Origin of the sequence: Brevundimonas sp. (genome assembly GCF_965279155.1) — a bacterium.
Classification (GTDB): domain Bacteria; phylum Pseudomonadota; class Alphaproteobacteria; order Caulobacterales; family Caulobacteraceae; genus Brevundimonas.
This window is the reverse complement of record NZ_OZ257138.1, coordinates 2,379,266-2,405,286: the sequence shown is the minus strand read 5'-3', so window position 1 is coordinate 2,405,286 and position 26,021 is coordinate 2,379,266. Positions and strand designations below refer to the sequence as shown.

General features: G+C 67.7%; 29 protein-coding genes. 21 read left to right on the top strand and 8 right to left on the bottom strand.

Features of this window, described 5'->3' with window-relative positions; genetic code table 11:
• Positions 1-88: 88 nt before the first annotated feature.
• The 3 genes from ACQY72_RS11475 to ACQY72_RS11465 all read right to left on the bottom strand — a co-directional run bounded on the left by ACQY72_RS11475 (position 89) and on the right by ACQY72_RS11465 (position 2,214).
• Positions 89-754, bottom strand: coding sequence for a nicotinate-nucleotide adenylyltransferase (locus tag ACQY72_RS11475; RefSeq protein ID WP_428153678.1), 666 nt, complete (start codon positions 752-754; stop codon positions 89-91).
• Between the two features lie 78 nt (positions 755-832).
• Positions 833-1,708 carry an alpha/beta fold hydrolase gene (locus ACQY72_RS11470; RefSeq protein WP_428153676.1) on the bottom strand — a complete coding sequence of 292 codons (876 nt, stop codon included), beginning with the start codon at positions 1,706-1,708 and terminating at the stop codon, positions 833-835.
• Between the two features lie 17 nt (positions 1,709-1,725).
• Positions 1,726-2,214, bottom strand: a complete 489-nt coding sequence (locus tag ACQY72_RS11465; RefSeq protein ID WP_428153674.1) for a transcriptional repressor — start codon at positions 2,212-2,214, stop codon at positions 1,726-1,728.
• A gap of 117 nt (positions 2,215-2,331) precedes the next feature.
• Between ACQY72_RS11465 and ACQY72_RS11460 the strand changes: the two genes are divergently transcribed.
• The gene (locus ACQY72_RS11460) at positions 2,332-3,108 is read left to right on the top strand and encodes a SapC family protein (RefSeq protein ID WP_428153672.1); all 777 of its coding nucleotides are present in this window, start codon (positions 2,332-2,334) and stop codon (positions 3,106-3,108) included.
• A 60-nt stretch (positions 3,109-3,168) separates the two neighbouring features.
• Here ACQY72_RS11460 and ACQY72_RS11455 read toward each other — a convergent pair whose 3' ends face one another.
• The 3 genes from ACQY72_RS11455 to ACQY72_RS11445 all read right to left on the bottom strand — a co-directional run bounded on the left by ACQY72_RS11455 (position 3,169) and on the right by ACQY72_RS11445 (position 5,734).
• A complete protein-coding gene (locus ACQY72_RS11455; RefSeq protein WP_346494556.1) occupies positions 3,169-3,576 on the bottom strand; it encodes an acyl dehydratase in 408 nt (135 codons plus the stop codon).
• Positions 3,577-3,599: 23 nt separating this feature from the next.
• The gene (locus ACQY72_RS11450; protein ID WP_428153670.1) at positions 3,600-4,631 is read right to left on the bottom strand and encodes an NADP-dependent oxidoreductase; all 1,032 of its coding nucleotides are present in this window, start codon (positions 4,629-4,631) and stop codon (positions 3,600-3,602) included.
• A 308-nt stretch (positions 4,632-4,939) separates the two neighbouring features.
• Positions 4,940-5,734 carry a response regulator gene (locus ACQY72_RS11445; RefSeq protein WP_372691417.1) on the bottom strand — a complete coding sequence of 265 codons (795 nt, stop codon included), beginning with the start codon at positions 5,732-5,734 and terminating at the stop codon, positions 4,940-4,942.
• A 198-nt stretch (positions 5,735-5,932) separates the two neighbouring features.
• Between ACQY72_RS11445 and ACQY72_RS11440 the strand changes: the two genes are divergently transcribed.
• From ACQY72_RS11440 to obgE, 6 genes are all read left to right on the top strand, one after another.
• Positions 5,933-6,136 (top strand): NepR family anti-sigma factor, encoded by a 204-nt coding sequence (locus tag ACQY72_RS11440; protein ID WP_428153668.1) that lies wholly within the window; start codon positions 5,933-5,935, stop codon positions 6,134-6,136.
• Positions 6,133-6,744 (top strand): sigma-70 family RNA polymerase sigma factor, encoded by a 612-nt coding sequence (locus tag ACQY72_RS11435; RefSeq protein WP_135194501.1) that lies wholly within the window; start codon positions 6,133-6,135, stop codon positions 6,742-6,744. Before ACQY72_RS11440 ends, ACQY72_RS11435 begins: the two co-directional genes overlap by 4 nt.
• Positions 6,745-6,846: 102 nt before the next feature.
• On the top strand, positions 6,847-8,541 hold the full coding sequence (locus ACQY72_RS11430; RefSeq protein ID WP_428153666.1) for a sensor histidine kinase: 1,695 nt from the start codon (positions 6,847-6,849) through the stop codon (positions 8,539-8,541).
• 56 nt (positions 8,542-8,597) lie between these two features.
• On the top strand, positions 8,598-8,735 hold the full coding sequence (locus ACQY72_RS11425) for an entericidin A/B family lipoprotein (RefSeq protein WP_017505506.1): 138 nt from the start codon (positions 8,598-8,600) through the stop codon (positions 8,733-8,735).
• A 96-nt stretch (positions 8,736-8,831) separates the two neighbouring features.
• The gene (locus ACQY72_RS11420) at positions 8,832-10,286 is read left to right on the top strand and encodes an NAD-dependent succinate-semialdehyde dehydrogenase (RefSeq protein ID WP_428153665.1); all 1,455 of its coding nucleotides are present in this window, start codon (positions 8,832-8,834) and stop codon (positions 10,284-10,286) included.
• A gap of 52 nt (positions 10,287-10,338) precedes the next feature.
• On the top strand, positions 10,339-11,385 hold the full coding sequence (gene obgE / locus ACQY72_RS11415; RefSeq protein WP_428153663.1) for a GTPase ObgE: 1,047 nt from the start codon (positions 10,339-10,341) through the stop codon (positions 11,383-11,385).
• On the opposite strand, the gene ACQY72_RS11410 is transcribed toward obgE, so the two are convergent.
• Positions 11,386-12,525, bottom strand: a complete 1,140-nt coding sequence (locus ACQY72_RS11410) for an AI-2E family transporter (RefSeq protein ID WP_428153662.1) — start codon at positions 12,523-12,525, stop codon at positions 11,386-11,388.
• Positions 12,526-12,623: 98 nt separating this feature from the next.
• Between ACQY72_RS11410 and ACQY72_RS11405 the strand changes: the two genes are divergently transcribed.
• From ACQY72_RS11405 to ACQY72_RS11350, 12 genes are read left to right on the top strand one after another with little or no spacing between them, the layout of a single operon-like run.
• Positions 12,624-14,186: a helicase HerA-like domain-containing protein gene (locus tag ACQY72_RS11405; RefSeq protein WP_428153660.1), complete on the top strand. Its 1,563-nt coding sequence runs from the start codon at positions 12,624-12,626 to the stop codon at positions 14,184-14,186.
• Between the two features lie 50 nt (positions 14,187-14,236).
• Positions 14,237-14,797 carry a NifU family protein gene (locus tag ACQY72_RS11400; RefSeq protein ID WP_425981774.1) on the top strand — a complete coding sequence of 187 codons (561 nt, stop codon included), beginning with the start codon at positions 14,237-14,239 and terminating at the stop codon, positions 14,795-14,797.
• A 55-nt stretch (positions 14,798-14,852) separates the two neighbouring features.
• Positions 14,853-15,437: a helix-turn-helix domain-containing protein gene (locus ACQY72_RS11395; protein ID WP_428156702.1), complete on the top strand. Its 585-nt coding sequence runs from the start codon at positions 14,853-14,855 to the stop codon at positions 15,435-15,437.
• A 45-nt stretch (positions 15,438-15,482) separates the two neighbouring features.
• Entirely contained in the window at positions 15,483-15,890 is a 408-nt protein-coding gene (locus ACQY72_RS11390; RefSeq protein WP_428153658.1) for a helix-turn-helix domain-containing protein, read from the top strand.
• A gap of 10 nt (positions 15,891-15,900) precedes the next feature.
• Complete coding sequence (gene tsaB / locus ACQY72_RS11385; RefSeq protein ID WP_428153657.1) at positions 15,901-16,581, top strand: tRNA (adenosine(37)-N6)-threonylcarbamoyltransferase complex dimerization subunit type 1 TsaB; 681 nt, start codon at positions 15,901-15,903, stop codon at positions 16,579-16,581.
• Entirely contained in the window at positions 16,578-17,021 is a 444-nt protein-coding gene (gene rimI, locus ACQY72_RS11380; protein ID WP_428153655.1) for a ribosomal protein S18-alanine N-acetyltransferase, read from the top strand. The genes tsaB and rimI overlap by 4 nt, the downstream gene beginning before the upstream one ends.
• 27 nt (positions 17,022-17,048) lie before the next feature.
• Positions 17,049-17,534: a Fur family transcriptional regulator gene (locus tag ACQY72_RS11375; protein WP_159847368.1), complete on the top strand. Its 486-nt coding sequence runs from the start codon at positions 17,049-17,051 to the stop codon at positions 17,532-17,534.
• A 44-nt stretch (positions 17,535-17,578) separates the two neighbouring features.
• Positions 17,579-19,015 carry a tRNA (N6-isopentenyl adenosine(37)-C2)-methylthiotransferase MiaB gene (miaB, locus tag ACQY72_RS11370; RefSeq protein WP_428153653.1) on the top strand — a complete coding sequence of 479 codons (1,437 nt, stop codon included), beginning with the start codon at positions 17,579-17,581 and terminating at the stop codon, positions 19,013-19,015.
• Positions 19,015-20,001 carry a PhoH family protein gene (locus ACQY72_RS11365; protein ID WP_428153651.1) on the top strand — a complete coding sequence of 329 codons (987 nt, stop codon included), beginning with the start codon at positions 19,015-19,017 and terminating at the stop codon, positions 19,999-20,001. Before miaB ends, ACQY72_RS11365 begins: the two co-directional genes overlap by 1 nt.
• On the top strand, positions 19,998-20,447 hold the full coding sequence (gene ybeY, locus ACQY72_RS11360; RefSeq protein ID WP_428153649.1) for an rRNA maturation RNase YbeY: 450 nt from the start codon (positions 19,998-20,000) through the stop codon (positions 20,445-20,447). Before ACQY72_RS11365 ends, ybeY begins: the two co-directional genes overlap by 4 nt.
• A gap of 43 nt (positions 20,448-20,490) precedes the next feature.
• The gene (gene lnt, locus ACQY72_RS11355; RefSeq protein ID WP_428156701.1) at positions 20,491-22,089 is read left to right on the top strand and encodes an apolipoprotein N-acyltransferase; all 1,599 of its coding nucleotides are present in this window, start codon (positions 20,491-20,493) and stop codon (positions 22,087-22,089) included.
• A gap of 16 nt (positions 22,090-22,105) precedes the next feature.
• Positions 22,106-22,510: a helix-turn-helix domain-containing protein gene (locus tag ACQY72_RS11350; protein WP_428153648.1), complete on the top strand. Its 405-nt coding sequence runs from the start codon at positions 22,106-22,108 to the stop codon at positions 22,508-22,510.
• On the opposite strand, the gene greA is transcribed toward ACQY72_RS11350, so the two are convergent.
• The gene (greA, locus tag ACQY72_RS11345) at positions 22,507-22,986 is read right to left on the bottom strand and encodes a transcription elongation factor GreA (protein ID WP_428153647.1); all 480 of its coding nucleotides are present in this window, start codon (positions 22,984-22,986) and stop codon (positions 22,507-22,509) included. The two genes, ACQY72_RS11350 and greA, sit on opposite strands and share 4 nt — an antisense overlap.
• A 64-nt stretch (positions 22,987-23,050) precedes the next feature.
• Between greA and ACQY72_RS11340 the strand changes: the two genes are divergently transcribed.
• On the top strand, positions 23,051-24,280 hold the full coding sequence (locus ACQY72_RS11340; RefSeq protein ID WP_428153645.1) for an NAD(P)/FAD-dependent oxidoreductase: 1,230 nt from the start codon (positions 23,051-23,053) through the stop codon (positions 24,278-24,280).
• 37 nt (positions 24,281-24,317) lie between these two features.
• Complete coding sequence (locus tag ACQY72_RS11335; protein ID WP_428153644.1) at positions 24,318-25,964, top strand: M28 family metallopeptidase; 1,647 nt, start codon at positions 24,318-24,320, stop codon at positions 25,962-25,964.
• The last annotated feature ends 57 nt before the right edge of the window (positions 25,965-26,021 follow it).

Here is a 26,021-nt window from a genome sequence, read left to right as displayed (position 1 = left end):
TCAGCGGAGGGCTCCGGGAGCGTTGACTAAAGAAGCCCTCTAGCACGGATGGGCCGCAACGTGAACCGGCGCCCGAATCATCCGGCGATCACGAGACCGCGCGTCGCCCCGTCGCGGTCCTGATCGCGGTCGAGGACAGGGGATTGAGCGGCGCCGTCAGATAGGTCCAGGCGGGTGCCTCAAGCGTCGGCAACAGGCCGGCCTGCTGGGCCGGAATGCGGAAACCGGCGAAACGGGCGGCGGCCGGCGCGGTGCGGCTGTCCAGCAGCGAACCAGGCCGGGCGATCACCGCCACGGGCATCAGCCGCATGATGTCGGTCCAGCCTCTCCAGCGATGGAAGCTGGCCAGATTGTCCGACCCCATCAGCCAGACGAAATGCACGCCAGGATGCCGCGCGACCAGCAGGCGCAGGGTGTCCACGGTCCAGGCGACGCCGGCGCGGCTCTCGAAATCAGAGACGATCATCGACGGACCGCGCGCCTGCTGGCGGGCCGACGCCATCCGCTCGTCCAGAGGTGCGCTTTGGCGAGCCTCCTTCAACGGGTTCTGTGGCGATACCAGCCAGACGACGCGGTCCAGGCCGAGGCGACGCATGGCGGTCTCGGCGACATGGGCGTGGCCGTCGTGGGCGGGATTGAAGGAGCCGCCGAACAGACCGACCTTCATGCCCGGCGCCAGGGTCAAGCCATCGCGCAGCGCCCCGGATCGGGGGCCGGCGCCTTTGGGCGCGGGACCGGCGTGGAAGAAGGACAAGCGGCGTCTCGGGCGGCGGGAGTTTTGCTCAGCGGCGCCCTTATAGCGCGGGTGTTTGTTCAGCCTACAGAAATCGTTTCAGACGGCGGCGTCGAACAGGGCGTCGCGCGCGATGTCGGCGTGGGTCATGGGGAACAGGTGACCGCCGCCGGATACGACCTCGACCGTGACGTTGGGCAGGCCCCGAGGCGCGACCGGAACATGGGTCAGGGCGCCATGCTCGGCCTTCAGGATGCGTACCGGCCCGGGGTAGCGCCGCAACGCCCGCCAGGGATCATGCGCCTGGGCCGAATAGTTGGCGGCCTCCCAGGCCGGCGTGGCGCTGAGACTGAGACCGCCCTCCCCCTCGCCCAGGCCTTCCGACAAATAGTCGGCCAGAACCATATCGGGCCAACCCTTGAAGGCGCCGCGCCCGCGATAGGCGGCCATGGCTTGCTCGCGACTGTCGAACAGGCTGCGGCGACGCAGGGTCGCCTTGGCGATCGGGATCGCGCCCATCAGCCGGTGGGCGAAGGGCAGGTTGAAGGCGAAGACGGCCGAGCGTTTCCAGATCACCGGATCGAACAACACCAGGCTGGACACGCGATCCGGCTGCACGGCGGCCGCCATCAGCGACGACGTGCCGCCCATCGAATGGCCGGCCATCACCACCGGCGGACCGTCGATGGCTTTCAGCAGGGCCAGAAGATCGTCGCGATGATCCAGCCAACTGGTCTTGGGCCGGGTGAAGACCGGCAGGGTCGAGCGGCCGTGCCCGCGCAGGTCCGGCGCCCAGATGCGTAACGAGGCCGACAAGGGCGACAGCAGGCTGCGATAGGTGGCGGCGTTGAAGCCGTTGGCGTGGGAGAAGATCAGATCGACCGGACGCTTCGGATCGCCGAAATCCAGCACCGCCATCTCGCCGGCGCCCCAGCGGTTGTCGATGGGGACGGACAGGCGCCGAGGGGGAGACATCAGCGCCGCATCCATGCTCAAGCCGCCTCGCGGCACGCGGCGCAACGACCGTGCGCCTCGATCGTGGTGCGGGCGATGGCGTAACCGGCGGCGGCGGCGGCGGCGTTCATGGCGCTCTGATCCGGGCCGCTGACCTCGCGCGTAGCCCCGCAGCAGTCGCAAATCAGGAAGGCGGCGGCATGGGCGGCGTCGCCGTCGTCGGTGCAGGCGACATAGGCGCTGATGGAGGCGATGCGGTGGGCCATGCCCAGTCGTTCCAGAAACTCCAGCGCGCGGTAGACGGTCGGCGGCTTGGCGGCCTGGCCGTCCTCGCCGAAGCGCGCGATCAGGTCGTAGGCCTTCACCGGCTCGCCGGTTTCCAGCAGCAGGGCCAGAACCCGGCGGCGCTGGGAGGTCATCCGCTCGCTCCGCTGGACCGCGCGCGCCTCGGCCGCCGCCAGGGCGCGATCCAGCGCGCCGCCGTTCAGGCCGGAATGGTCGTGATCGTGATCGCAGGCGGAACCCATGCGCCACAGCTAATGGCTGGCGCCCCCTACTGCAACCGACGCATCGCGGGTTTGCCGGTTGCGCAGGGTTGGGCTAGAAGGCGCGCCTCATATCTCCAATCAGAGCGTCCTCGCTTCATGACCGACACGAACAACTCGCCGCTCGAAGGCAACGTCCTCTTCTACACCAACCCCGAGCCGCTGGATCAGGGCATCCACGGCGGCCTGGGCGTCAACCCGAGCGACAAACCCTATGCCTTCGTGGCCCAGACGAATGTCGTGCCGCTGACGGTGACCGAGTTCTCGGCCGCCGCCCTGTCCTATCCGATCATCTTCACCGGCGAGAACCGCCAGCCGGTGGCCGTGATGGGCCTGCGCCAGAACGAGAACCTGTTCGTCGCCGACGACGGCGAGTTCCGCGGCGACGCCTATGTGCCGGCCTATGTGCGCCGCTATCCGTTCGTCTTCGCCGACGACAAGCAGAACCAGCGCCTGATCCTGTGCATCGACCGCGGCGCCTCGATCGTCGCCGAGGGCGGCCAGAACCCGCTGTTCGTCGATGGCCAGCCCAGCGACTACACCAATATGGCGATGGAGTTCTGCAACAACTTCGAGCAGGAGCGTCTGCGCACCGAAGGCTTCATGACGCTGATCAACGAGCTGGACCTGCTGGACATCCGCGAGGCCCACTTCACGCCCCGCAACCCCGACGGCACGCCGGGCGAGCCGCAGAAGCTGGCCGAATATTATGCGGTGTCGGAAGACAAGCTGCGCGCCCTGCCGGCCGAGAAGCTGGTCGAGCTGCGCGACAACGGCGCCCTGGGCCAGATCTACGCCCACCTGGTGTCGCTGGTCGGTTGGGATCGCCTGATCGCCCTGGCCGTGCTGCGCCAGGCGCCGACGACCGTCAACTAAGCCGACGACCGTTCAAGACGATCAGCCCCGCCGGTTTCGCCGGCGGGGTTTTTCGTGGGCTCAACGGCGTGAGAACAGCGCCCGTGTGAGGCAGGAGAAGACCAGCCGCCCGGACTCGTCCAGCAGATCGTGCGAGGCGATGACGATGCCCTTTTCGTCCCCGACCGGATCCTTGCCCATCACCGTCATCCGCCCGCGCAGCAGCTCGCCGGCGGGCGGATTGCGCATATAGCGCAGGCCATCGACGGCCAGGACCTTGGTCTGGGCCCAGCCGCCGGACTTGTCGGCCGCCAGACGGCTCCACAGCACATAGACCATGGCGTCCGGCGCGCCATAGGCGACGTCCCACCCCGGCGAGAACCGCTCGATGAAGACGTCCAGCGCCGCCTCATCGACGGCGCAGGCGCCCAGCGGCACGACCTGACCCACTTCCAGGTCTTCGAAATGGACGTGCAGCGGATCGCTCATGGGCGGGACTTTCCGTATCGGCTTCAGGCGGGTTCTTCGGATACACGAACCAACAGCTTGCCGTCGTGATCGCCGGTGAACAAGCGGTTCAGCGAATTCACCGCGCCGTCCAGGCCGTCATCGACGTGAACCTTCCACTTCACACGGCCGTCCGCCAGCCACGGCCCCATTTCGGCGACCATCTCTCGGGCGCGCGGGGCATAGTCGAGGACCAGGAAACCCTGGACCTGAAGACGGTGGGTGATGATGCGGGCGAAGTTGGGCGACGGCGGCGCCTTGGTCGCATTGTAGGAGGAAACCAGGCCACAGACCGCCATTCGTCCATGGACCTTCAGCCGGTTGAAGACGGCGATCATGATGTCGCCGCCGACGTTCTCGAAGTTCAGATCGACGCCGTCGGGGGCCAGACGGTCCAGCGCCTCGCCGACATCCTCGTTCTTGTAGTCGATGGCGGCGTCGAACCCGAGTTCGTCGGTCAGCCAGGCGCATTTCTCAGGCCCGCCGGCGATGCCGATGACGCGGCAGCCGCGCTGCTTTGCGACCTGACCAGCGATGGAGCCGACGGCGCCGGCCGCCGCCGAGATGACGATGGTCTCGCCTGCCTTGGCCTTAAGCACGTCGGTGACGCCGAAATAGGCGGTCAGGCCGGTCATGCCGAGCACCGACATATTGGCCGTCAGCGGCAGACCCGGCGCGCGGTGGACGGGCCGCAGGCCGCCTTCAGGCACCACGGCGTAGTCGGCCCAGCCGCCAGAGGTCGGCATGACCACGTCCCCGGACTTGAAGCGGCTGGAGCGCGAGGCCTCAACCACGCCCAAGGTCAGGCCGCGCATGACCTCGCCCAGGCCCACCGGCGGCAGATAGCCTTCGGAATCGTTCATCCAGGTCCGGTTGGTGGGGTCCAGCGACAGATAGACGGTGCGGACCAGCACCTCGTTTTCCTTCAGGTCGGGGATGGCGGTTTCGACCAGTTCGAGGTCGCCGGCCTGGATCAGGCCCTTGGGGCGCTGGCGCAGCACCCATTGTCGGTTCGTCTTGCCATTTACCGAAGCCATACGCGTTTCTCCGTGCGTTTTCTTTGACCACCACCTTGGCCCCAGCGGGCTCGTCGGTCGAGCCATGACAAAGAAAAAAGCGGCCCTTGCGGACCGCTTTGAAGTGGCATCATCGAGAATGAGGCGCGGAGGCGGCATGATCGGCTATCGCTGATCAAGTCGGGGGGCGTCGCCGCCTCCGCATGCCGATAACGACGAGGCGGAACACCGGTTCCCGAGGGTTGCAACTTTTCTGTCGGCGCAAAAGAGAAGGCCCCGTCGCGGATGCGAACGGGGCCTCCTTGTCGTCTGAAAGATGGGCTGCGGCCTTACGCCGCTTCCTTCTGACGCGAAGGGTGGAAGAACAGCGCCTGGCTGATCGCCGCCTTCACCGTTTCCGGTTGGAACGGCTTGGTGATCAGGAAGGTCGGCTCGGGGCGTTCGCCGGTCAGCAGACGTTCCGGGAAGGCTGTGATGAAGATCACCGGCACGTCCAGGGTCTTGAGGATGTCCTTGACGGCATCGATGCCAGAGGAGCCGTCGGCCAGTTGGATGTCGGCCAGAACCAGACCCGGCTTGTGGCGGGCGACGGCGTCGATGGCTTCATCATGCGTGGTGGCGGTGCCGGTGACGCGGTGACCCAGTTCCTTGACCAGACTCTGGATGTCGGCCGAGATGATGGCCTCGTCCTCGATCACCAGCACGTCCGTCGCCAGTTCGGCGTCGATGTCGGACTGGGCGTCGGCGATCAGGCGTTCGACGTCCCGCGGATCGGCGGACAGTATTTGGGCGGCTTCCGAAGGCGTGAAGCCTTCCAGCGCGGTCAGCAGAAAAGCCTGACGCGAGCGCGGTGCGATGCGCAGCAGACGCTGCGAGGCGTCATTGCCCGTGGTCTCCAGCATGCCGGTCTCCAACTGGGCGCCGGTGGACGACCAGATGGCGTGGAAGACGTGATACAGGGCCACGCGCGGCGTCATGTCGGCCGACAACTGCTGCTCGCCGGCCGCCAGGGCTTCGAGGGCGACGCGGACGTAGTTGTCGCCGGTGGATTGGTCGCCAGTCAGCGCACGGGCGTAACGGCGCACATAAGGCAGGTGCGGCGCAAGTCTGGCCAGAAGGCTCATTCAGATAGTCCCCGACAAATCTCCGCCGTCCCGCCAAGGGAAAGCGCTACAGCGGGTCTAAACGTATCATACGCGTCACGGTTCCGCAGTTTGGACAAAGCTTGAGCGTAAAATCGCCGTCACACAGGAACCCCTGCGCGGGGACGACGTTATCGGCGGGCATCTGTGCGAAGACCGTTGGGTGGGCGTGTTCTGTCTATGATTGATTCTACCGACTCCTCGCGCCCCAAGGGCGCCGACAACAAGGGGGAGGCCGGGCTTGAAGAAGCTCGCCTTCGTCAGCAGGCCATCGGCGTAAAGCTGCGGCACATGTTCGACGAGGTCGTCAACGAACCCGTGCCCGACGAGTTTCTCGACATCCTGAAGCGCGCCGATGCGAAGGCTGCGGATGGCGCCGCATGAGTACGTCTCGCCTGGGGGCCGCCCCCAAGCCTGCGTCGGCTGACGACGAAGGCTTCAAGCGTGAGTTGGTGGTGCTGATCCCGCATCTGCGCGCCTTCGCCCGCACCCTGACCGGTGATCCGACCGCCGCCGACGACCTGGCGCAGGACGCTATGATGAAGGCGTGGGACGCTCGCGCCTCCTATCAGATGGGCACGAACATGAAGGCCTGGACCTTCATGATCCTGCGCAACCAGTTCTATTCCGAGAAGCGTCGCTCGTGGCGCCAGTCGCAGCTGGATCAGGAAGCCGCCGAGCGGACCCTGGTCGCCGTAGACGATCCCGAGGCGCCCGTCGCCCTGGACGAGCTGCGTCAGGCGCTAAAGACCCTGCCCGAAGAACAGCGTGAAGCGCTGATCCTGGTCGGCGCCGGCGGCTTCGCCTACGAAGAGGCGGCCGAGATCTGCGGTTGCGCGGTCGGCACTGTTAAGAGCCGGGTCAGCCGGGCGCGCCGCGCGCTTGCGGCCACGCTGGAAAAAGGCGGCTATGGTCGTGACGGCAAGGCGGCAGGCGACGCCATGCGCTCCATCCTGGGCGAGGCCGACAGGCTGGCCGGCGCCCGGAGCTGACCTGCGGTGAATGAGACGACCAGAGACGCCTCAAGGCCGCGCCTCGGTCGCACGTGGAATACGGACCGGTTTCAGGGCATTCGCTTTCGGCTGGGCGCGGCCATGGCCATGGCCCTGCTGCCGATCTTCGTCCTCAGCTTGATCCAGACCCAGGCCGATTTCCGCCGACAAGCCGAGGATCGGCAGGTCGATTTGCAACTGGCGGCCGAACGCAGCGCCTCCAGCGCCAAGGCCCAGCTGGACAGCGCACAGGTTCTGCTGCGCGCGCTCAGCCCGGATGCGCTCGGCCCCTATTGCACGCCCCGCCTGACGGCTCTCGTCGGGCGGTTGGAAGGCTACGAAGGCCTTTATCGCATCAGCCCCACGGGCGAAGCCGTCTGCGCTTCCGGTCGCACGGACGGGCTCCGTTCCGGGGTCGCGCCCGCAGCACAGGCCACATGGTTTCAGCGGCTGCGCAACGGCGAGGAACTGGTCGTGGTGCGCGCGCCGGACGGCGCCGGCTATCAAGGCGCGCTGATCGTGGCGACCCGCGCAGAACGGCCGATGGGCCGGTTCGACGGCGCGATGGTCGCCGTCATTCCCCTGTCTGAGCTGCAACCCGATATCACGGACCCCGCCCTGCCCTCGGGCGCGCAAGCCGCGTTGACCGACGGCGCCGGGCGTATCCTGACCGCCAGCGATCCCGATGTCTTCAAGCTGGCCGACGGCGACGACATCGCCGGATGGGTCGGCCGTGCGCGCGAGCAAGGCTCGGCCGTGTTCGAGGCCAAGGACGCTCAGAACCATCGCCGGGATTATGCCGGCGCGGCCTTGGCGGGCGGCGACCTTTACGCCCTGCTCTCGGCCCCGGCGCCCGGCCTGCTGTCCTGGGCGCGGCTCAATCCGATCGGCACGCTGCTGCTGCCGCTGGGCGCTTGGCTAACGGCGTTCGCGGCGGTGATGCTGCTGTCCGAACGCATCTTCATCCGCTGGCTGGACTATCTGGAGCGGGTCGCCGCCATCTATGCGCGCGGTCGGTTCTCGGTGCGTCCGTTGCAGGCGATGAATGCGCCGGCCGAAATCCGCACCATGGCCCGCACTCTGGACGAAATGGCCGAGGCCATCACGGTTCGAGATCGGGAGCTGACCGACGCCCTGGCGGAGAAGGACGCGCTGATGCGCGAGATCCACCACCGGGTGAAGAATAACCTGCAAATCATCTCTTCCCTGCTGTCGATGCAGCAACGTGCCCTGACCGACGCCCCGGCAAAGGCGGCTCTGGGCGACACGCGTCAGCGGATTTCGGCCTTGGCCCTGATCTATCGCACCCTCTACCAGAGCAACGACATCCGCCACGCCGATGCGCGTGAGTTCCTCAACGAACTGGTGGGGCAGCTTGTCTCCAGCGAGGCGGGACGCGGCCCTGTCGTGCTCAGTTCGGTTGACGCAGATTCGCTGCACGTCGATCCCGACAAGTTGGCGCCCCTGGCGCTTTGGCTGGTCGAGGCGGTGACGAACGCCCAGAAGCATGCCTTCGCCGGTATGGGCGGTGAGTTGAAGGTTCGGTTCCGCGTCGATGGCGACAGCTCGGTTCTGGAGGTCGAGGACAATGGACCCGGCGCCCCCGCCGGCGCCGAGGTCGGGGTGGGCCGCACCCTGATGAGCGCATTCGCCAAACAGCTGCGGGGCGAGACGGATTTCATCACGCCCCCCGGCGGCGGCACCACCGCCCGCATGACCTTCGCCACGCCCGAGGCCCTTGCGCCGGTCGATCCGGCGGACAAGGCGTCCAGCAACGGAACCGGAGCCGTGGCGTAGCGTTAGTGAGGCAAGACCGGCGGAGTTTCACCCCGGCTAACCTTCGGAGTTTCCTCATGCGCAAGATTTTCGTTCTGGTCGCCGCCGCCGCCGCCCTGACCACCGCCGCCTGCAACACAGTCGAAGGCGTGGGCCGCGATACCCAAGCCGCCGGCCAAGCCGTCACCGGCGCCGCCCAAGACGCCAAGAACTAATATCGACGGCCGCAGCCTCGGCTGCATCGTCGGACTTGCAAGGCCCCGCATCGTCGGGGCCTTGTTCGTTTCAGGACCGTGACAGGAGCTTCTCTCGTGAACCACACTGCCCGCCACGCCGGCCTTGCGCTGCTGCGCCAGCACGCCCTGATCGCCGGAGAGCCCATCCTTGCGAACGGTGCCGGCATCGCCGTCGATGATCCGGCAACGGGCGAAATCATCGGCCATGTCCCCGACCTGGGCGCCGCCGAGACAGAGCAGGCGATCGCGGCGGCGGCCGATACGTTCAAGACCTGGTCCCGCTCCGATCCGCATGAGCGCGCCGCCTTCCTGCGCAAATGGGCCGCGCTGATCGACGACAACGTCGAGGGGCTGGGCGCGCTGATGGCGCTGGAGAACGGCAAGCCGTTCGAGGAGGCCAAGGGCGAGGTCACCTACGCCAACAGTTTTCTGAAATGGTTCGCGGGCCAGGCCGAGCGCCTGATCGGCGAGACCCAGAACAGTCCGCTGGGCCATCTGATCCTGACCTATCGCGAGGCGGTCGGGCCGTGCGCCCTGATCACGCCGTGGAACTTTCCCGCCGCCATGCTGACGCGCAAGCTGGGTCCCGCCTTCGCCGCCGGCTGCACCGCCGTGGTGAAACCGGCCAGCCAGACCCCCTTCACCGCCATCGCCCTGGCCGAACTGGCCTATCAGGCCGGCCTGCCCAAGGGCGCCCTGTCCATCGTGACCGGCGACGCCGCGACCATCGGCAAGGTGCTGACCGACAGCCCCCTGATCCGCAAACTGTCCTTCACCGGCTCGACCGGGGTGGGCCGCAAGTTGGCGGAGCAGTGCGCCCCGACCCTGAAGCGGGTGTCGATGGAGCTGGGCGGCGCCGCCCCCCTGATCGTCTTCGCCGACGCGGACCTGGATTTGGCCGTGGCCGAGACCATCAAGGGCAAGTTCCGAAACTCTGGCCAGACCTGCGTTTGTCCCAACCGTGTCTATGTGGAACGTTCGGTCTCAGAGGCCTTTGCCGAAAAGCTCGCGGCGGAAGTGGCCAAGATCAAGGTCGGTCCCGCCTTCGAAGACGGCGTCAAGGTCGGCCCCCTGATCGAGGACAAGGCCATCGACAAGGTCGAGAAGCACGTCGCGGCGGTCAAGGCCGATGGCGGCCGCGTCCTGACCGGCGGCGCGCGTCATGAGCTGGGCGGCCGCTTCTTCCAGCCGACCGTGACCCTGGGCGGGAACGACGAACTGTTCCGCGAGGAAGAGACGTTCGGCCCGATGATCCCCGTCTTCGCCTTCGATACCGAGGACGAGGTTCTGGAGAAGGCCAACGCCAGCGATTACGGCCTGGCCTCCTATCTGTTCACCCGCGACCTGGACCGCGCCATGCGCTTTTCCCGTCGGATCGAGGCGGGAATGTGCGGCGTCAATACGGGCCTGATCTCCACCGCCGTCGCCCCGTTCGGGGGTGTCAAACAGTCGGGCTACGGCCGCGAGGGTTCGATCCACGGCATCGACGAATATGTGGACATCAAGACGGTGACGCTGGCGCTGAAGTAGCGCAGCGCGCGCAGGTCTGTAATTCGCCGCGCTTCTGCGGCATAAGCCCGCGATGAAGTTCCTCGACCAGGCCAAAATCTACATCCGCTCCGGTAACGGCGGCGGCGGTTCCGTGTCGTTTCGACGCGAGAAATTCATTCCCAACGGCGGCCCGGACGGCGGTGACGGCGGGCGCGGCGGCGACGTCTGGATCGAGTCGGTCGATGGACTGAACACCCTGATCGACTATCGCTATCAGCAGCATTTCAAGGCCCAGACCGGCCACCACGGCCAGGGCCGCCAGATGCACGGCGGCAAGGGCGAGGACGTACACCTGAAGGTGCCGGTTGGGACCCAGGTGCTGGACGAGGACAAGGAAACCGTCCTGCTGGACATGGACACGCCCGGCAAGATGGAACTGCTGTTGAAGGGCGGCAACGGCGGCTGGGGCAATGTGCGCTTCAAGGGGCCGACCAACCAGGCGCCGACCTACGCCAACCCAGGCCAGGAGGGCCAGGAACGCTGGATCTGGCTGCGGCTGAAGCTGATCGCCGACATTGGTCTGGCGGGCCTGCCGAATGCGGGCAAGTCGACCTTCCTGTCGGCGGCCAGCGCGGCCAAGCCCAAGATCGCCGACTATCCCTTCACCACCCTGGCGCCGAACCTGGGGATGGTGGACCTGTCGCCGTCCGAGCGGTTCGTCATCGCCGACATTCCCGGCCTGATCGAGGGCGCCAGCGAGGGTGCTGGGCTCGGCACGCGTTTCCTGGGCCACGTCGAACGCTCGGCCAGCCTGATCCACCTGATCGACGGCACTCAGGACGACGTGGCCGAGGCCTACCGGATCATCCGTGGCGAGCTTGAAGCCTATGGCGAGGGTCTGGCCGACAAGGCCGAGATCCTGGCGCTGAACAAGATCGACGCCCTGACGCCGGAAGCGCGCGAGGAGAAGGCCGCCGAACTGGAGGCTGTCGCCGGTCGTCGTCCCATGCTGGTGTCCGGCGTTTCTGGCGAGGGCGTCGCAGCCCTGCTGCGCGCGGCCTGGGCCGAGGTGAAGAAGACGCGCGGCGCGTTGGCCGGCGACAGCGATGCGGACCAGACCAGCGGCTGGCAGCCCTGATCAGGCCTCCGGCGCAGGTTCCGGCTTGGGCCGGGGCTTGCGACGGCTCGGTTTCGTCGCTGAGGTCTTTTCAGTCTCGTCCGCATAGGGTTCGCCGTCGCCGGAGAGCAGGATCGCCATCCAGCGCGACCCCTTGAACTCGGCCAGGATCGCCATGGCCATGACCGCCAGCGGCGTGGACAGGAACATGCCGATCACGCCCCACATCTTGCCCCAGAAGGCCAGGGCCAGCAGCACCACGACCGGATCGATGTTCTGGTTCTCGCCCTGCATGCGCGGCTGAATGAAGTTGCCGACCACGAACAGGATGACCTGCAGGCCCACCAGCAGCACCGCCGCCGGCCAGTAGCTTTCGAACTGGACCAGGGCGAACAACGGCGGCGCCAGGCCAGCCACCGCCCCGCCCAGCACGGGGATGAAGCCTACGATGAAGATGACGAAGGTCCAGAACTCGGCGTTCTGAAGCCCCACGGCCCGCATCAGTATCCAGGCGACGACGCAGATCATCGCCCCCGTCACCGACTGCACCCAGATATAGCCCTCGACCCCGCCGCGCACGCGCTGGAACACGGCGACGGCCTCGTCGCGCTGAGCCTCGGACGGGAACATGGCGATGATCTTGCGGCGAAACCCGATCTGGGACGCCAGCAGAAAGCCCAGATAGATCAGGACGAAAAAGGCGCCCGAGGCGATGCCCTGCACCTGAAACGCCATCGACGTCAGATAGCCGCGCACATCGACGCCGTTGATCAGGTCCTGTGCCGTCGGCGGGTTGTTCAGCCGCACCAACCCATAGACATCGCGAATGATCTGATCGATGCGCGGGCCGATGTTCTGGGACACGCCCGAGGCCTCGCCGAAGAAGCCGGCCGCGCCGTTCACGATGATGGCGATCGAGGCGAAGAAGGCCAGCACCACCAGGGTCAGGGCCGCGATCCCGGCCATGCGGCTGTTCAGCGGCGTGCGCGCCTCGACCGACCGCTTCACCCCGTCGATCATGATCAAGAGGAAAATGGCCATGGCCAGCGGGGTCAGGATGTCCCGCAGCCAGTAGATGGCCGCCCCCGCCGCCACCGTGGCGATGACGCCCAGGGCGTTGCGGGACACGGCCGAGGACGGCATGGCGACGGGGCTTTTCATGCCTGTGTTGTCGAACCGCCCGGCTTCGGCGTCAATCACTGTTCCGACCGCGTTTGGAACGCGCTAGACCTTTCGTCGAGACGCCATCGGAGATCTTCATGACCGACGCCCTGCCCGGCCTGTTCCTCGGCCAGTCCGACGCCGACGAGCCGGAAAGCCTGCTGTTCAACCGCGCCAACCGCCACGGCGTCGTCGCCGGCGCGACCGGCACCGGCAAGACGGTCACGCTGCAGATCATGGCCCAGGGGTTTTCCGACGCCGGGGTGCCGGTCTTTTGCGCCGACGTGAAGGGCGACCTGTCCGGCATTTCCCAGATCGGAACCCCGAACGAGAAACTGATCGCCCGCGCGACCGAGATGGGACTGACCCTGACGCCCCGTGCCGCGCCAACCGTCTTCTGGGACCTGTACGGCCAGAAGGGCCACCCGATCCGCACCACCGTGTCCGAGATCGGCCCGGTGCTGATGGCCCGGATGCTGAACCTGAACGATGTGCAGGAGGGGGTGCTGACCGTCGTCTTCCACGTTGCGGACAAGGAGGGCCTGCTGCTGCTCGACCTCGACGATCTGCGCAGCCTTCTAGTCTATGTCGGCGAGAACGCAGACCGGATCGGGCGCGAGGTCGGCAATGTCGCCCCCGCCTCCATCGCCTCGATCCAGCGCGCCCTGTTGCAGGTCGAGCAACAGGGCGGCGACGCCTTCTTCGGCGAACCGGCGCTGAAGCTGGAAGACATGATCCGCGTCGGCCTGGACGGACGGGGCCAGGTCAATGTGCTGGATTCGACCCGGCTGATGAACAGCCCACGCCTCTATGCGGCCTTCCTGCTGTGGCTGCTGTCGGAACTGTTCGAGCAACTTCCCGAGGTCGGCGACCCGGAAAAGCCGCGCCTGGTCTTCTTCTTCGACGAGGCTCACCTGCTGTTCAACGACGCCCCGCGCGCCCTGCTGGAAAAGGTCGAACAGGTCGTCCGCCTGATCCGGTCCAAGGGGGTCGGCGTCTATTTCGTCACCCAGAACCCGGCCGATATTCCCGACAGCGTCCTGGCCCAGTTGGGCAACCGCATCCAGCACGCGCTGCGCGCCTATACGCCGTCGGAACAGAAGGGGCTGAAGGCCGCCTCGCAAAGCTTCCGCGTCAACGCGGCGTTCGACACGGCCGAGGCGATCCAGGGCTTGGGCGTCGGTGAGGCCCTGGTCTCGGTGCTGGACGAGAAGGGCGCGCCGACCATCGTGGCCCGCACCAAAATTCGCCCGCCCGCCTCTCGCCTGGGTCCGGCGACCGACGCGGAACGCGCGGCGATCATGGCCGCCAGCCCGGTGCGCGGGCTGTACGATCAGGTGCTGAACCGCGAATCCGCCGCCGAAATCCTGGCCAATCGCCACGGCGCCGCCGATCAGGCAGCGGCTCAGGCGAAGGCCCAGGTCGAGGCCGACAAGGCCGCTCAGGTTCAGGCCAAGGCCAATGAGAAGGCGGCCCAGGCCCAAGCCAAGGCTCAGGCTCAGGCCGATGCGCGGGCCGAGCGCGCGACAGCGACCCCGGCCCGTCGTTCCACGCGTGAAACACCGATTGAAGCCATGACCAAGTCGGTCCTTCGCACTGCCGGATCGACCCTGACCCGCGAGCTGATGCGCGGCATCTTGGGCGGGCTGAAACGGCGCTAGCCGACGGTCAGGGTCTTGCAACGGGGCGGGGGCGAGCGCATCTCCCGCCCATGTTCATCCAGACCGAACCCACGCCCAATCCGAACGTGCTGAAGTTCCTGCCCGGCCGCGACGTGTCGCCGGCCGCCGCGCTGGAATACCGCACCATCGACGAGGCGACGGCCTCCCCACTCGCCGAGGCCCTGTTCGAGCTGGAAGGCGTCGACGGCGTCTTCTTCGGCGCCGACTATGTGTCCGTCACCCGCCAGCCCCAGGGGCCGGACTGGTCGGAGATGAAGGCGCCGATCCTGGGCGTCGTCATGGATCATTTCGTCTCGGGCCAGCCGCTGACGCGTGGCGCGAGCGCCGAGGCCGACGGCCATGCCGAGGACGACAGCGAGATCGTCGCCGAGATCAAGGCCTTGCTGGACAGCCGCATCCGCCCGGCCGTGGCCCAGGACGGCGGCGACATCCTGTTCGATTCCTTCGACGAATCGACCGGCGTTCTGAACTTGCGGATGCGCGGCGCCTGCGCCGGCTGTCCCTCGTCGTCGGCCACGCTGAAGGCCGGCGTCGAACAGATGATGCGCCACTATGTGCCGGAAGTGACGCGGGTCGAGCAGACGATCTGATCGACAGAACGGTTTCGTCCTCGCCAGACTCGCCGTCGGGCGCCATCTTAAGTTGGTGCCACGCTTCGTTCCTGATCCTGAAGTTCTACGCCTCGGCGAGGCGCTCGCCGCCCTGCGCCGCGAGCGCGGCCTCTCGCAGGCCGAGGCGGGCGCGCGGCTGAACATGACCAGCCAGGGTTGGGGCCTGTACGAATCCGGCCGTCGTCCCGGCCTGTTCCGGCCCGACGTGCAACGCCGCCTGACCGGCGCGCTCGACTCCAGTCCCGACGCCCTGGCCTTGCTTGTGTCCGGCCAGACCGAACGGCCGACGGCCGCCTCCGACCCCATGGGCGTGGAAGGCCGGGGACGCGCCTTCGAAGGCCACTCCCACCGCCGGACCCGGATCGAGGTTCTGAACGCCGATCTTTCGCCCTGGGCCGAACCCGGCGTCGTGCTGGAGTGCGAACCGGGTCTGTGGCCCCGCCAGGGTCAGGGCTGCGTGATCGAGATGACGGACGGGACGACGCGGGTGCGGCTGTTCGAGGAGGCGGACGCCCAACATATGCATGTGCGGGGCGCGGGCGGGCTGGACCAGGTCGAGACGATCGAGCGGCGCCTGATCCTGAGAACATCCGCCGTCATCGCCAGGCTGGAGCGATGAAACGAAAACGTTGCACTCTCGGTAAGGTTGTGAAACTGTCCTCTTATGGACAAGGCGGACGCTACAACACGCAAGGCGGCCCGCGCGGTCGAGCCTCTGGATGTTCTGGTCGGCGCGCGGATCATGGCGCGACGCACGGCGCTGGGCCTATCGCAGACGACCTTGGGCGAAATGGTCGGCGTCAGTTGCCAGCAACTTCAGAAGTACGAGGGCGGGAAAAATCGGATTTCAGCGGCGCGTCTGCACCGCCTGGCGCTGGCCTTGGGCCTTCCTGTCGAAGCCTTCTTTCCGGATCGGTCGGACGAGAGCGACACCCCCGAGCTTGTGGTGATCCGGTCTCTGGCCGCAACGGCCGAGGGGCGCGCCATGGCGGACGGCTTTTCACGCATTGACGACCGCGCTGTACGCCAGGCTCTGACGCGCCTGGTGGAGGTTCTCGCCAGAGCGGCCTAGAAGGTCGTTCATGAGACTTCTGGTGATCGATACGGCGCTCGGCGCCTGCACGGCGGCGGTGTTCGAGGATGGCCTGGCCCTGGCCGTGCGGTTCGAACCGATGACCAAAGGCCATCAGGAACGGCTGGGCGGCCTGGTTCGCGATGTGATGGCCGAGGCGGGCGGCGGTTTCGACAGCCTGGATCGGATCGGCGTCACGGTCGGGCCGGGATCCTTCACCGGCTTGCGTGTCGGCCTGGCCTTCGCCCAGGGATTGGGCGCGGCGCTGGATCGGCCGGTCGTCGGCCTGTCGGCCCTGGACGCCCTCGCCGCCTCACTGGATGACGCCTCCGGCCCGGTCGCTGCCCTGATCGACGCCCGTCGCGGCCAGGTTTACGCCCGGCTTTTCACGAACGGCGCGCCCCTGGGGCCGGACGAAGCCCTGTCGCTGGAAGAGGCGGCGCGACGGATCGGCGAGATCGACTCCGACGTCTTGCTGGTCGGCAATGGCGCGGCGGTGCTGGCCGAAGCCTTCCCCGATCTGAAGTTCGCCAGGCTGGACGACCGCGTCGCGCCGTCGCCGGAGGCGCTCGCCCGCCTCGCTACCGCCGCCGACCCAGCGATGCATCCGCCCCGCCCGCTCTATCTGCGCGCGCCCGACGCCACCCCCCCCAGCCGCCTGCCGGGCCAGCCCCGCCAACCGGCGTCATGACCGCATCGGACCCGGTCGCCCTCGCCGCCCTTCATGCCCAGGCCTTTGCGGCCCCCTGGAGCGCGCGCGAGTTCGCCGACTTGCTGTCCCAGCCCGGCGTCGTTGCGATCGCGGAAACCGACGGCTTCATCCTGATCCGCATCGTGTTTGACGAGGCCGAAATCCTGACCCTGGCGGTCATTCCAACGGCCCGCGGCCTGGGCCTGGGGCGTCGTCTGGTCGAAGAGGCGGCCGTTGCCGCGACGAAAGGCAGCGCCGCCCGGCTGTTCCTGGAAGTCGCCGAGGACAACGCCCCCGCACGCGGCCTTTATGATCGCGCGGGATTCAGCCAGATCGGCCGTCGAAAGGCCTATTATGCGGCCGCCGACGGGTCTCGGACGGACGCCGTGGTGATGAGCCGCGATCTCTGTGTGGATCAGGCCAACGTGCCGCTTCCCTGATGCGATCCAAGCCCCTATTCTAGGATCATGGACCGGATCGAAAAACTCTGCGCCGACCGCGGCATGCGTATGACCGAACAGCGTCGGGTGATCGCCCGCGTGCTGTCGAACGCCGAAGACCACCCCGATGTCGAGGAGTTGTACCGCCGCGCCTCGGCCATCGATCCGCATATCTCGATAGCCACCGTCTATCGCACCGTGCGCCTGTTCGAAGAGGCGGGCGTAGTCGAGAAGCATGACTTCGGCGATGGCCGCAGCCGCTATGAAGAGGCGGGCGACGACCACCACGACCACCTGATCGACACCAAGTCGGGCGAGGTGATCGAATTCTTCGACGCCGAGATCGAACGCCTGAAGTCCGAGATCGCGGAACGGCTGGGCTTCCAGCTGATCGGCCACAAGCTGGAGCTTTACGGCGTGGCGATCGAGGGCGCCGAGCCGTCCAAGCGCGAAGGCCTGATCTTCACCCGCCACGCCGCACGGGTCGATCCCGCCGACGTGGATGCGGGCTGACCGCCTGTCTTGTCGCCGCACGTCCGGGCGATCATAAGCCCCGGATGACAGAGACCCTGGCTCCCCAAGTCGAGACGACGCCCGAGAAGCGTCTATTCATCAAGACCTACGGCTGTCAGATGAACGTCTATGACTCCGAGCGCATGGCCGATGTGCTGCGCCCGCTCGGCTATGCCGTCACCGAAGACGTGAAGGCCGCCGACTTCGTCATCCTGAACACCTGCCACATCCGCGAGAAGGCGGCCGAGAAGATCTATTCCGAGCTCGGCAAGCTGCGTGAGATGCGCGACGTCCGGCGCGAGACCGGCGGCGACCTGACCATCGCCGTCGCCGGCTGCGTCGCCCAGGCCGAGGGCGAGGAGATCATGCGTCGCCAGCCTGCGGTCGACATCGTCGTCGGCCCCCAGGCCTATCACCAGCTGCCCGAACTGCTGACCCGCACGGCGCGGGCGCGGGGCGAGCGGATCGGCGCCGACTTCGCCCCCGACGACAAGTTCGACGCCTTGCCGGCCGCCCGCTTCACGGAGGGACCGACCGCCTTCCTGACGGTGCAGGAGGGGTGCGACAAGTTCTGCACCTTCTGCGTCGTGCCCTATACGCGCGGCGCCGAATGGTCGCGGCCGATGGTTTCAGTGTTGGAAGAAGCGCGACAGCTGGCCGGACGCGGCGTGCGCGAGGTCACCCTGCTGGGCCAGAACGTCAACGCCTATGACGGCGAGCGGCCGGACGGAAAGACCGCGACCCTGGCGGAGCTAGCCTATGCCCTGGCCGATATCCCCGGCCTGGACCGCATCCGCTATACGACCAGCCACCCCAACGACATGGCCGACGAACTGATCGCCGCGCACGGCGAGCTGGACGCCCTGATGCCCTATCTGCACCTGCCGGTTCAGGCGGGGTCGGACCGGATCCTGCGACTGATGAACAGAAAGCACGGCCGCCAGAAATATTTCGACCTGATCGACCGCATCCGCGCCGCACGGCCGGACATCGCCATCGCGGGCGACTTCATCGTCGGCTTCCCTGGCGAGACGGACAGGGAGTTCGAGGACACGCTGGATCTGGTGCGTCGCGTGAACTACGCAGGGGCGTTCGCCTTCGCCTATTCGCCGCGTCCGGGCACGCCCGCCGCCGGCATGGGCAAACAGGTCGAGCCGGAAGTCGCCAAGGAACGGCTGCACCGACTGATCGCTTTGCTGACCGAGCAGCAGACCGCCTTCAACCTCGCCCAGGCGGGCCGGACCCTGAATGTGCTGTTCGACAAGCCCGGCCGACACGGCCACCGTCGCCAAGCGATCGGTCGATCCCCATATCTGCAATCGGTCCACGTCGATGACGCGGATCATCTGATCGGACAGATCGTTCCGGTCGAGATCGTTGCGGGCCAGCAGAACAGTCTGTCGGGCCGGCTCATAGCAGACGGGCTCATGCAGCCGGGCCCCGCGGGCTCGGCGGTAGCCCAAAGAGAAAAGGCGGCCTAGTGGCGCGAGAATCCGAATTCGTCCCGTTGAATGACGCCGAACTGCGTGCGGTCGTCGGGCCGAACAGTCGTCATGTCGCCCTGATCGAGGACGCCTTCAAGGTGCTGGTCGAGGCGCCCGGCGGCGGGGTCTCGGTCAACGGCGGCACGCGCGACCGCACCGATGCGCGCCAGGTCATCGAGGACCTGGCCAAACGCGCGGCCCTGGGCGCCGAGGTCACCGAAGCCGATGTGCGCGCGGCTCTGGGCCAGGCGCGGGGCGGCAAGGGCACGCCGGGCATGGCGGCGGCGGGCGTATCGCTTCCCGGCGGCAAGCGCGGCTCCATCGTGCCCAAGACCAAGGCCCAGGCGGCCTATCTGGACATGCTGGGCCGATGCGAGCTGTCGTTCGGCGTCGGTCCGGCCGGCACCGGCAAGACCTTCCTGGCCGCCGCCTATGGCGCTTCGCTGCTGCGGCGGGGACAGGTGGACCGTCTGGTCATTACCCGCCCTGCGGTCGAGGCGGGCGAGAAGCTGGGTTTCCTGCCCGGCGATCTGAACGAGAAGGTCGATCCCTATCTGGCCCCTATCTGGGAGGCGCTGAACGACATCCTGGGCGCCGAGGACGTGCAGCGCCGCCGCGACAAGGGCGAGATCGAAGCCGCCCCCATTGCCTTCATGCGCGGCCGCACGCTGAGCCACGCCTTCGTCATCGTCGATGAGGCGCAGAACACCTCGCGCCTGCAGATGAAGATGGTCCTGACCCGGCTGGGCGAGGGCGCGCGGATGGTGGTGACGGGCGACCCGTCGCAGATCGACCTGCTGAACCCGCGCGATTCCGGCCTGGCCCACGCGCTGAAAATCCTGGACGGGGTCAAGGGAGTCGGCATCCTGAAATTCGAAGCCTCGGACGTGGTGCGCCACGCCATGGTCGAGCGGATCGTGCGCGCCTATGACGCCGATGCTGCGCAGGGTCGTCCGGCCCCGGTAGCCGAAGACCCCGCATGATCGAAATCGAAGTCGAGGCCGAGGCCTGGACCGGCGCCTTGCCGGAAACCGAGGCGATAGTCGAACGCGCCGCCCAGGCGGCCCTGGGCGCCATTGAGGGCGACATCGTCGTGCTGCTGACCGACGACGAAAGCGTTCGCGAGTTGAACGCCCGTTTTCGCGACAAGGACAGGCCGACCAATGTCCTGTCCTTCCCCGCGCCAGACAATGCCGCGCCGCATCTGGGCGACATCGTCCTGGCCTACGGCGTCTGCGCGACCGAAGCCGAGGCCCAGGGCAAGACCCTGGCCGATCACCTGAGCCATCTGGTCGTCCACGGCGTGCTGCACCTGTTGGGCCGCGACCATGAGGACGACGGCGAGGCCGAGGAGATGGAGGCCGAGGAGCGCGATATCCTGGCCCAGATCGGCATCGCCGACCCCTACGCCTCCGAGCAGCAGGACTGACCCCATGTTTCCCGACGCCCTGCTGGACCGTTTCGCCGCCCCGATGCGCGCCCTGCCCGACAAGAGACGCGCCGTGACCTGGCGTCTGATCCGCATCGGCCTGGCGCTGCTGGCCGGCGCCGGGACGGCCTTCGCCCATCCGCCATTCGGGGTGCTGATCGGTCTGCTAGGCTATCCGTTGCTGATGATCCTGTCGGAGCGGTCCGACACGGTGCGCGGCGCCTTCTGGATGGGTTGGCTGGCGGGCTTCGCCTATTTCTTCGTCGGCTGCTGGTGGGTGGCCGAGGCCTTCTTCGTCAATCCCGAACAGGCGTGGATGGCGCCCTTCGCCGCCAGCCTGTTGCCCGCTGGCCTGGGCCTGTTCTGGGGGGCGGCCTGCGCCCTCTATCGCCGGTTCGCGCCGCTGGGCGCAGTGCGCGTGCTGCTGTTCGCGTCTCTTTTCTGCGCCGCCGAATGGCTGCGGGGCCATGTGCTGACCGGCTTTCCATGGAACCCGGCCGGAGCGACCTGGCGCGCGGGCGGCGGCATGTCCCAGTTCGCCTCGGTCGTCGGGGTCTATGGTTTGAGCCTGGTCACGGTCGCCGCGACGGCCGCCTTCGCCCCGCTGATCGGACCGGGCGCGAAGCGCAGCCGACTGATCTCCGCCAGCCTGGGCGCACTGGCCCTCATCGCCGTCGGAACGTTCGGCGCCGTCAGGCTGGCGCAGTCGGACCTGCAGTTCACCGACACCGTCGTGCGTCTGGTCCAGGCCGATGTGAAGCAGGAGACCAAATGGTCGCCCGAGGCCTATCGCTCCATCGTCGATCGTTACGTCGCCCTGACAGGTCAGGCGGCGGCGCGCACGCCCAATGTCGTGGTCTGGCCCGAGGGCGCCCTGCCCGCCTCGGCCAACGACGTCTTCGCCTCTGCAGACGCCCAGGCCATCGCCGGCGCCTTGCGACCGGGACAGACCCTGCTGATGGGTCTGGCGCGCGGCGAGGCGGATCCGACAGCGCCGGAGGGCGGCCGTTATTACAACAGTCTGTTCGCCCTGGCCGACGAAGGCGGGGCGGGCCTGAGGGTCGCCGCCGTCTATGACAAGCACCGGCTGGTGCCATTCGGCGAATATCTGCCGCTGGGGTCGATCATGACCGGGATCGGCCTGCGCAGCCTGGTGCATATGCCCAGCGACTTCTCCGCCGGACCGACGCCGGCGCCGATCTCGATCCCCGGCGCGCCGCCGGCCCAGGTGCTGATCTGCTACGAGAGCCTGTATCCCGGCTTCACCCCCGGCGCGGCGGGGCGACCGGAGTGGATCGTCAATGCATCCAATGACGCCTGGTTCGGCGCCACCTCAGGCCCGCGCCAGCATCTGAATCTGGCCAGCTATCGCGCCATCGAGACCGGCCTGCCCATCGCGCGGTCCACGCCGACGGGGATTTCGGCCATGATCGACCCGTGGGGCCGGATCGTGGACGGTCAACGGCTGGACCCCGGCGTCATGGGGGTGATCGACGCCCCCCTGCCGCGCCCGACCGGGATCACGCCCTATGGTCGGTTCGGCGATTTCCTGTTCTTTTTCTCGACGCTAACAGCGTTCATCCTGTCCTTGTGGCCTTCGATCCGGCGATCTAGGGTCCGTGCGAATCGGGCAGCGATCTGAATAGAGGGGGACGGCGATGGCGCGTGAGAAGGACGAGGATCCGCATCCCGTCGATCGCCATGTCGGCCGTCGCGTTCAGGAAAAGCGTCTAGACCTGGGCCTGACCCAGACCGCCCTGGCCAAGGCCGTCGGCGTCAGCTTCCAGCAGGTGCAGAAGTACGAGAAGGGGACCAACCGCGTCTCGGCCTCGAAACTGTTCGAAATGGCCGACTTCATGAAGGTGGATATCCCCTTCTTCTTCAAAGGCTACGCCAGCGCCCAGCCCGGTATGGCGGAAGAGGCGGCGCCTGCCTTCGACCACGAGCACAAGCCGACCAGGAACAGCGTCGAGATCACCCGCCTCGCGCCGCGCCTGCCGCCGCGCAAGCAGAAGCTGATCCTGGACATGATGCGCGAGATGCTGGGCGACGAAGAAGCCTAGCTGACGGCGACGATTTCCGCCGACTGACCCGCCACGATCACCTCGTCGCCGACCCGCTTGCCCACGACGGCGCGGGCCAGGGGCGAGACATGGCTGACGGAGCCGGCTGCCGGATCGGCCTCGTCCTCGCCGACGATGCGCCAGGTTTGGGCGCGGCCGTCGTCACGTTCGATGGACACGGAACCACCGAATCGCGCCGCGCCCTCGTCCTGCGTCGGCTCGACCAGTTGGGCTGAGGCGCGCCGGGCGGACCAGTAGCGCAGATCCCGCGTCGCGCGCGCCATCGCCGTGCGGTCGCTCTCGATGGAGCCCTTCACCTGGGCCGCGGTATAGGCGGCGCGCGCGGATGCCAGTTCGGCCTCGATCATCGCCAGACCCTGCGGCGTGACCAGATTGGGATGGGGCGAGATCGGGCGGTCCGCAAGGTCGGCCGCGGTGGCCTCAAGATCTTCTTCGCGGGTGAATGCAACGCTCATGGTACGGAACATAGCGATGCGGGAAGCTATAGCCAGCGCCGCCGCAAGCGCGCAAAGCGACGCCATGCAACAGTCCCCTCGCCCGATGCTCTCCCGAACTGTCCACGTGATCGGCGCCGGTCCCGCCGGACTGATGGCCGCTGAGCGGCTGGCGCAGGCGGGAGCGACCGTCGTGGTGCATGAGCGGATGCCGTCGGTCGCCCGCAAGATGCTGATGGCCGGTCGGGGCGGGCTCAACCTGACCCATTCGGAACCGCTGGACCGTTTCACCACCCGCTATGGCTCGGCCCAGCCGACGGCCGCCGCCTGGATCGACCGATTCCCACCCGCCGATCTGACCGCCTGGGTCGAGGCCCTGGGGCAGGAGACCTTCGTCGGGTCCAGCGGCCGGGTGTTTCCCAAGACGATGAAGACCTCTCCGCTGTTGCGGGCCTGGCTGGCGCGGCTGGAGGGATTGGGCGTCGAGATACGCACCCGGTCGCGCTGGACCGGCTGGCGCGACGGGGCGCTGGCGTTCGAGACGCCGGACGGCGAACGACTGGAGACGCCCGACGCCGTGGTTCTGGCCTTGGGCGGCGCAAGCTGGCCGCGTCTCGGCTCCGATGGGGCCTGGGCGCCGTGGCTTGAAGCAGCCGGCGCAGCCGTCGCGCCGTTCCGGCCCGCGAACGTCGGCTTCGACGTCGCATGGTCTGGACTTTTGCGCGACCGGTTCGCCGGCCAGCCGCTGAAGGGCGTCGCCATCACCCACGGCGACAGGACGGCGCGCGGCGAGGCGATGATCGCCCGCTACGGCATCGAAGGCGGCGCCGTCTACGCCCTGTCGTCCGTGCTGCGGGCGGCGGTCGAGGCGGATGGAACGGCGCAGATTCGCATCGACCTGAAGCCCGACGTGGCGACCGGGCGGCTGACCGAACGTCTGTCCCAGCCGCGCGGCAAGGCCAGCCTGTCGAACCATCTGCGCAAGGCGGTCGGGCTCGATCCCGCCGCCGTCGCCCTGCTGTACGAAGCCGGCCCCCTGCCCGCCTCGCCTCGCGCCATCGCCGAACGGATCAAGGCCATGCCGCTGATTCTGACCGGTGTGCAGGGGCTGGAACGGGCCATATCCTCGGCCGGCGGCGTGGCGCTGGACGGCGTGGACGAACGGCTGATGCTGAAGGCGCGACCAGGCGTCTTCGTCGCCGGCGAGATGCTGGACTGGGAGGCGCCGACCGGCGGTTATCTGCTTCAGGCCAGTTTCGCCTCGGGCGTGGTGGCGGCGTTGGGCGTCATCGACTGGCTCGACAGCCGCGACTGAGGAAGGCAGGGTCGGGCGGTTCGATTAGGAGTTCCCGATGCGCCATGCCCTGCCCACCGTTTCAGTCCTGGCCCTGATGATGGCCTGTTCCCCCGCCGTGGCGCAGGAGGCCGCGCCGAACATCGACGCCGCGCGGATGAACGAATCGGTGCGGGTCCTGGCCTCGGACGAATTCGAAGGCCGTGCCCCCGCCTCGCCGGGCGAGGAGAAGACCGTCGCCTGGCTGGTCGAACAGTTCCGCGCTGCGGGCGCCGAGGGCGGCGGACCGGACGGCGCCTTCGTCCAGGTCGCCCATCTGTCGCGCACGCGCCAGGACGGCCCGGCGACCGTCGCCGCGACCGTCGGCGGCAGGACGATCAGCCTGGAACGCGGTCCCGACGTGCTTGTCTCCAGCGACAGGCCCACCGACCACATCGCCGTGACCGACGCGCCCGTGGTCTTCGTCGGCTATGGCGCGACGGCGCCGGAGCGTCAGTGGGACGACTTCAAGGACGTGGACGTCCGCGGTAAGGTCATCGTCGTCCTGGTCAACGATCCCGACTTCCAGGCCCCCGAAGGCGATCCCGTCGCCGGCAAGTTCGACGGTAACGCCATGACCTTTTATGGCCGCTGGACCTACAAGTTCCAAGAGGCGGGCCGTCGCGGCGCGGCGGGCGTGCTGGTGGTCCACGAGACGGACGGCGCCGGCTATGGTTGGTCGGTGCTGCAGAATTCGTCGGCGGCGCCCAAGTTCGACATCGTCCGCGCCGATCCCGACGCCGAACGCGCGCCCTTTCAGGGCTGGATCCAGCGGGCCAAGGCCGAAGAGTTGTTCACCGCCGCCGGCCTGGATTTCGCCGCCCTGAAGGACAGCGCCCGCAGCGCCGACTTCAAGCCCGTCGTCCTCCCGGGCGTGACCATGAGCGTCGATTTCGGCCAGATCGCCGACAAGGTGGAGACCAAGAACGTCATCGCCCGCATTCCCGGCGCCGAACGCCCGGACGAGACGGTGATGTACGGCGCCCATTGGGACGGCTACGGCGTCGGCACCCCGAACGCCCAGGGCGACAAGATCTATAACGCCGCGGTGGACAATGCGACGGGGGTCGCCGCCCTGCTGGAACTGGCCCACGCCTTCGCCGACGGTCCGCGTCCGAAGCGGTCGGTCGTCTTCGCCGCCTGGTCGGGCGAGGAGGCGGGCCTCTTGGGCTCGACCTATTACGCCGCCAATCCGATCTGGCCGCTGGAGACCACGGTCGCCAACATCAACGTCGATAGCCTGCTGCCGGGCCTCGAAATCGACCCGAACGTCGTCGTCATCGGCAAGGGCAAAAACCAGTTGGACGACGTCCTGGCGCGCCACGCGACGGAAGCCGGCCGCACCCTGATCGCCGATCCGGCGCCCCAGGCCGGGGCCTTCTATCGCTCCGACCATTTCCCTCTGGCGTTGAGGGGCGTGCCGGCCCTGTTCCCCGCAGCGGGCTTCACTGGGGCCAGCGCCGCCAGCCGGGACTATGTCCAGAACCGCTATCATCAGCCCACGGACGAATGGGATGCGACCTGGAAAATGGACGCCGCAGCCGCCGACACAGCCCTGATCTATGCCGTCGGACGCGAGCTGGCGGACAGCGATCAATGGCCGGAATGGAATGCGGGCGCCGAGTTCGGTCCCGCGCGCGATACCTCGAAAGCGTCGCGGCACTAGGCTGGCGATTGCGTCGTCTCCCCGGCGCGGCCTAAGCTTCGCCTTTGCGTTGGGGAC

Bases quoted from the DNA above. Each gene is read 5' to 3' on its own strand.
- ACQY72_RS11470 (WP_428153676.1), bottom strand. From the start codon at position 1,708: ATGTCTCCCCCTCGGCGCCTGTCCGTCCCCATCGACAACCGCTGGGGC.
- ACQY72_RS11465 (WP_428153674.1), bottom strand. From the start codon at position 2,214: ATGGGTTCCGCCTGCGATCACGATCACGACCATTCCGGCCTGAACGGC.
- ACQY72_RS11460 (WP_428153672.1), top strand. From the start codon at position 2,332: ATGACCGACACGAACAACTCGCCGCTCGAAGGCAACGTCCTCTTCTAC.
- ACQY72_RS11455 (WP_346494556.1), bottom strand. From the start codon at position 3,576: ATGAGCGATCCGCTGCACGTCCATTTCGAAGACCTGGAAGTGGGTCAG.
- ACQY72_RS11450 (WP_428153670.1), bottom strand. From the start codon at position 4,631: ATGGCTTCGGTAAATGGCAAGACGAACCGACAATGGGTGCTGCGCCAG.
- ACQY72_RS11445 (WP_372691417.1), bottom strand. From the start codon at position 5,734: ATGAGCCTTCTGGCCAGACTTGCGCCGCACCTGCCTTATGTGCGCCGT.
- ACQY72_RS11440 (WP_428153668.1), top strand. From the start codon at position 5,933: ATGATTGATTCTACCGACTCCTCGCGCCCCAAGGGCGCCGACAACAAG.
- ACQY72_RS11435 (WP_135194501.1), top strand. From the start codon at position 6,133: ATGAGTACGTCTCGCCTGGGGGCCGCCCCCAAGCCTGCGTCGGCTGAC.
- ACQY72_RS11430 (WP_428153666.1), top strand. From the start codon at position 6,847: ATGGCCATGGCCCTGCTGCCGATCTTCGTCCTCAGCTTGATCCAGACC.
- ACQY72_RS11425 (WP_017505506.1), top strand. From the start codon at position 8,598: ATGCGCAAGATTTTCGTTCTGGTCGCCGCCGCCGCCGCCCTGACCACC.
- obgE (WP_428153663.1), top strand. From the start codon at position 10,339: ATGAAGTTCCTCGACCAGGCCAAAATCTACATCCGCTCCGGTAACGGC.
- ACQY72_RS11410 (WP_428153662.1), bottom strand. From the start codon at position 12,525: ATGAAAAGCCCCGTCGCCATGCCGTCCTCGGCCGTGTCCCGCAACGCC.
- ACQY72_RS11405 (WP_428153660.1), top strand. From the start codon at position 12,624: ATGACCGACGCCCTGCCCGGCCTGTTCCTCGGCCAGTCCGACGCCGAC.
- ACQY72_RS11400 (WP_425981774.1), top strand. From the start codon at position 14,237: ATGTTCATCCAGACCGAACCCACGCCCAATCCGAACGTGCTGAAGTTC.
- ACQY72_RS11390 (WP_428153658.1), top strand. From the start codon at position 15,483: ATGGACAAGGCGGACGCTACAACACGCAAGGCGGCCCGCGCGGTCGAG.
- tsaB (WP_428153657.1), top strand. From the start codon at position 15,901: ATGAGACTTCTGGTGATCGATACGGCGCTCGGCGCCTGCACGGCGGCG.
- rimI (WP_428153655.1), top strand. From the start codon at position 16,578: ATGACCGCATCGGACCCGGTCGCCCTCGCCGCCCTTCATGCCCAGGCC.
- ACQY72_RS11375 (WP_159847368.1), top strand. From the start codon at position 17,049: ATGGACCGGATCGAAAAACTCTGCGCCGACCGCGGCATGCGTATGACC.
- miaB (WP_428153653.1), top strand. From the start codon at position 17,579: ATGACAGAGACCCTGGCTCCCCAAGTCGAGACGACGCCCGAGAAGCGT.
- ybeY (WP_428153649.1), top strand. From the start codon at position 19,998: ATGATCGAAATCGAAGTCGAGGCCGAGGCCTGGACCGGCGCCTTGCCG.
- lnt (WP_428156701.1), top strand. From the start codon at position 20,491: ATGCGCGCCCTGCCCGACAAGAGACGCGCCGTGACCTGGCGTCTGATC.
- ACQY72_RS11350 (WP_428153648.1), top strand. From the start codon at position 22,106: ATGGCGCGTGAGAAGGACGAGGATCCGCATCCCGTCGATCGCCATGTC.
- greA (WP_428153647.1), bottom strand. From the start codon at position 22,986: ATGAGCGTTGCATTCACCCGCGAAGAAGATCTTGAGGCCACCGCGGCC.
- ACQY72_RS11340 (WP_428153645.1), top strand. From the start codon at position 23,051: ATGCAACAGTCCCCTCGCCCGATGCTCTCCCGAACTGTCCACGTGATC.
- ACQY72_RS11335 (WP_428153644.1), top strand. From the start codon at position 24,318: ATGCGCCATGCCCTGCCCACCGTTTCAGTCCTGGCCCTGATGATGGCC.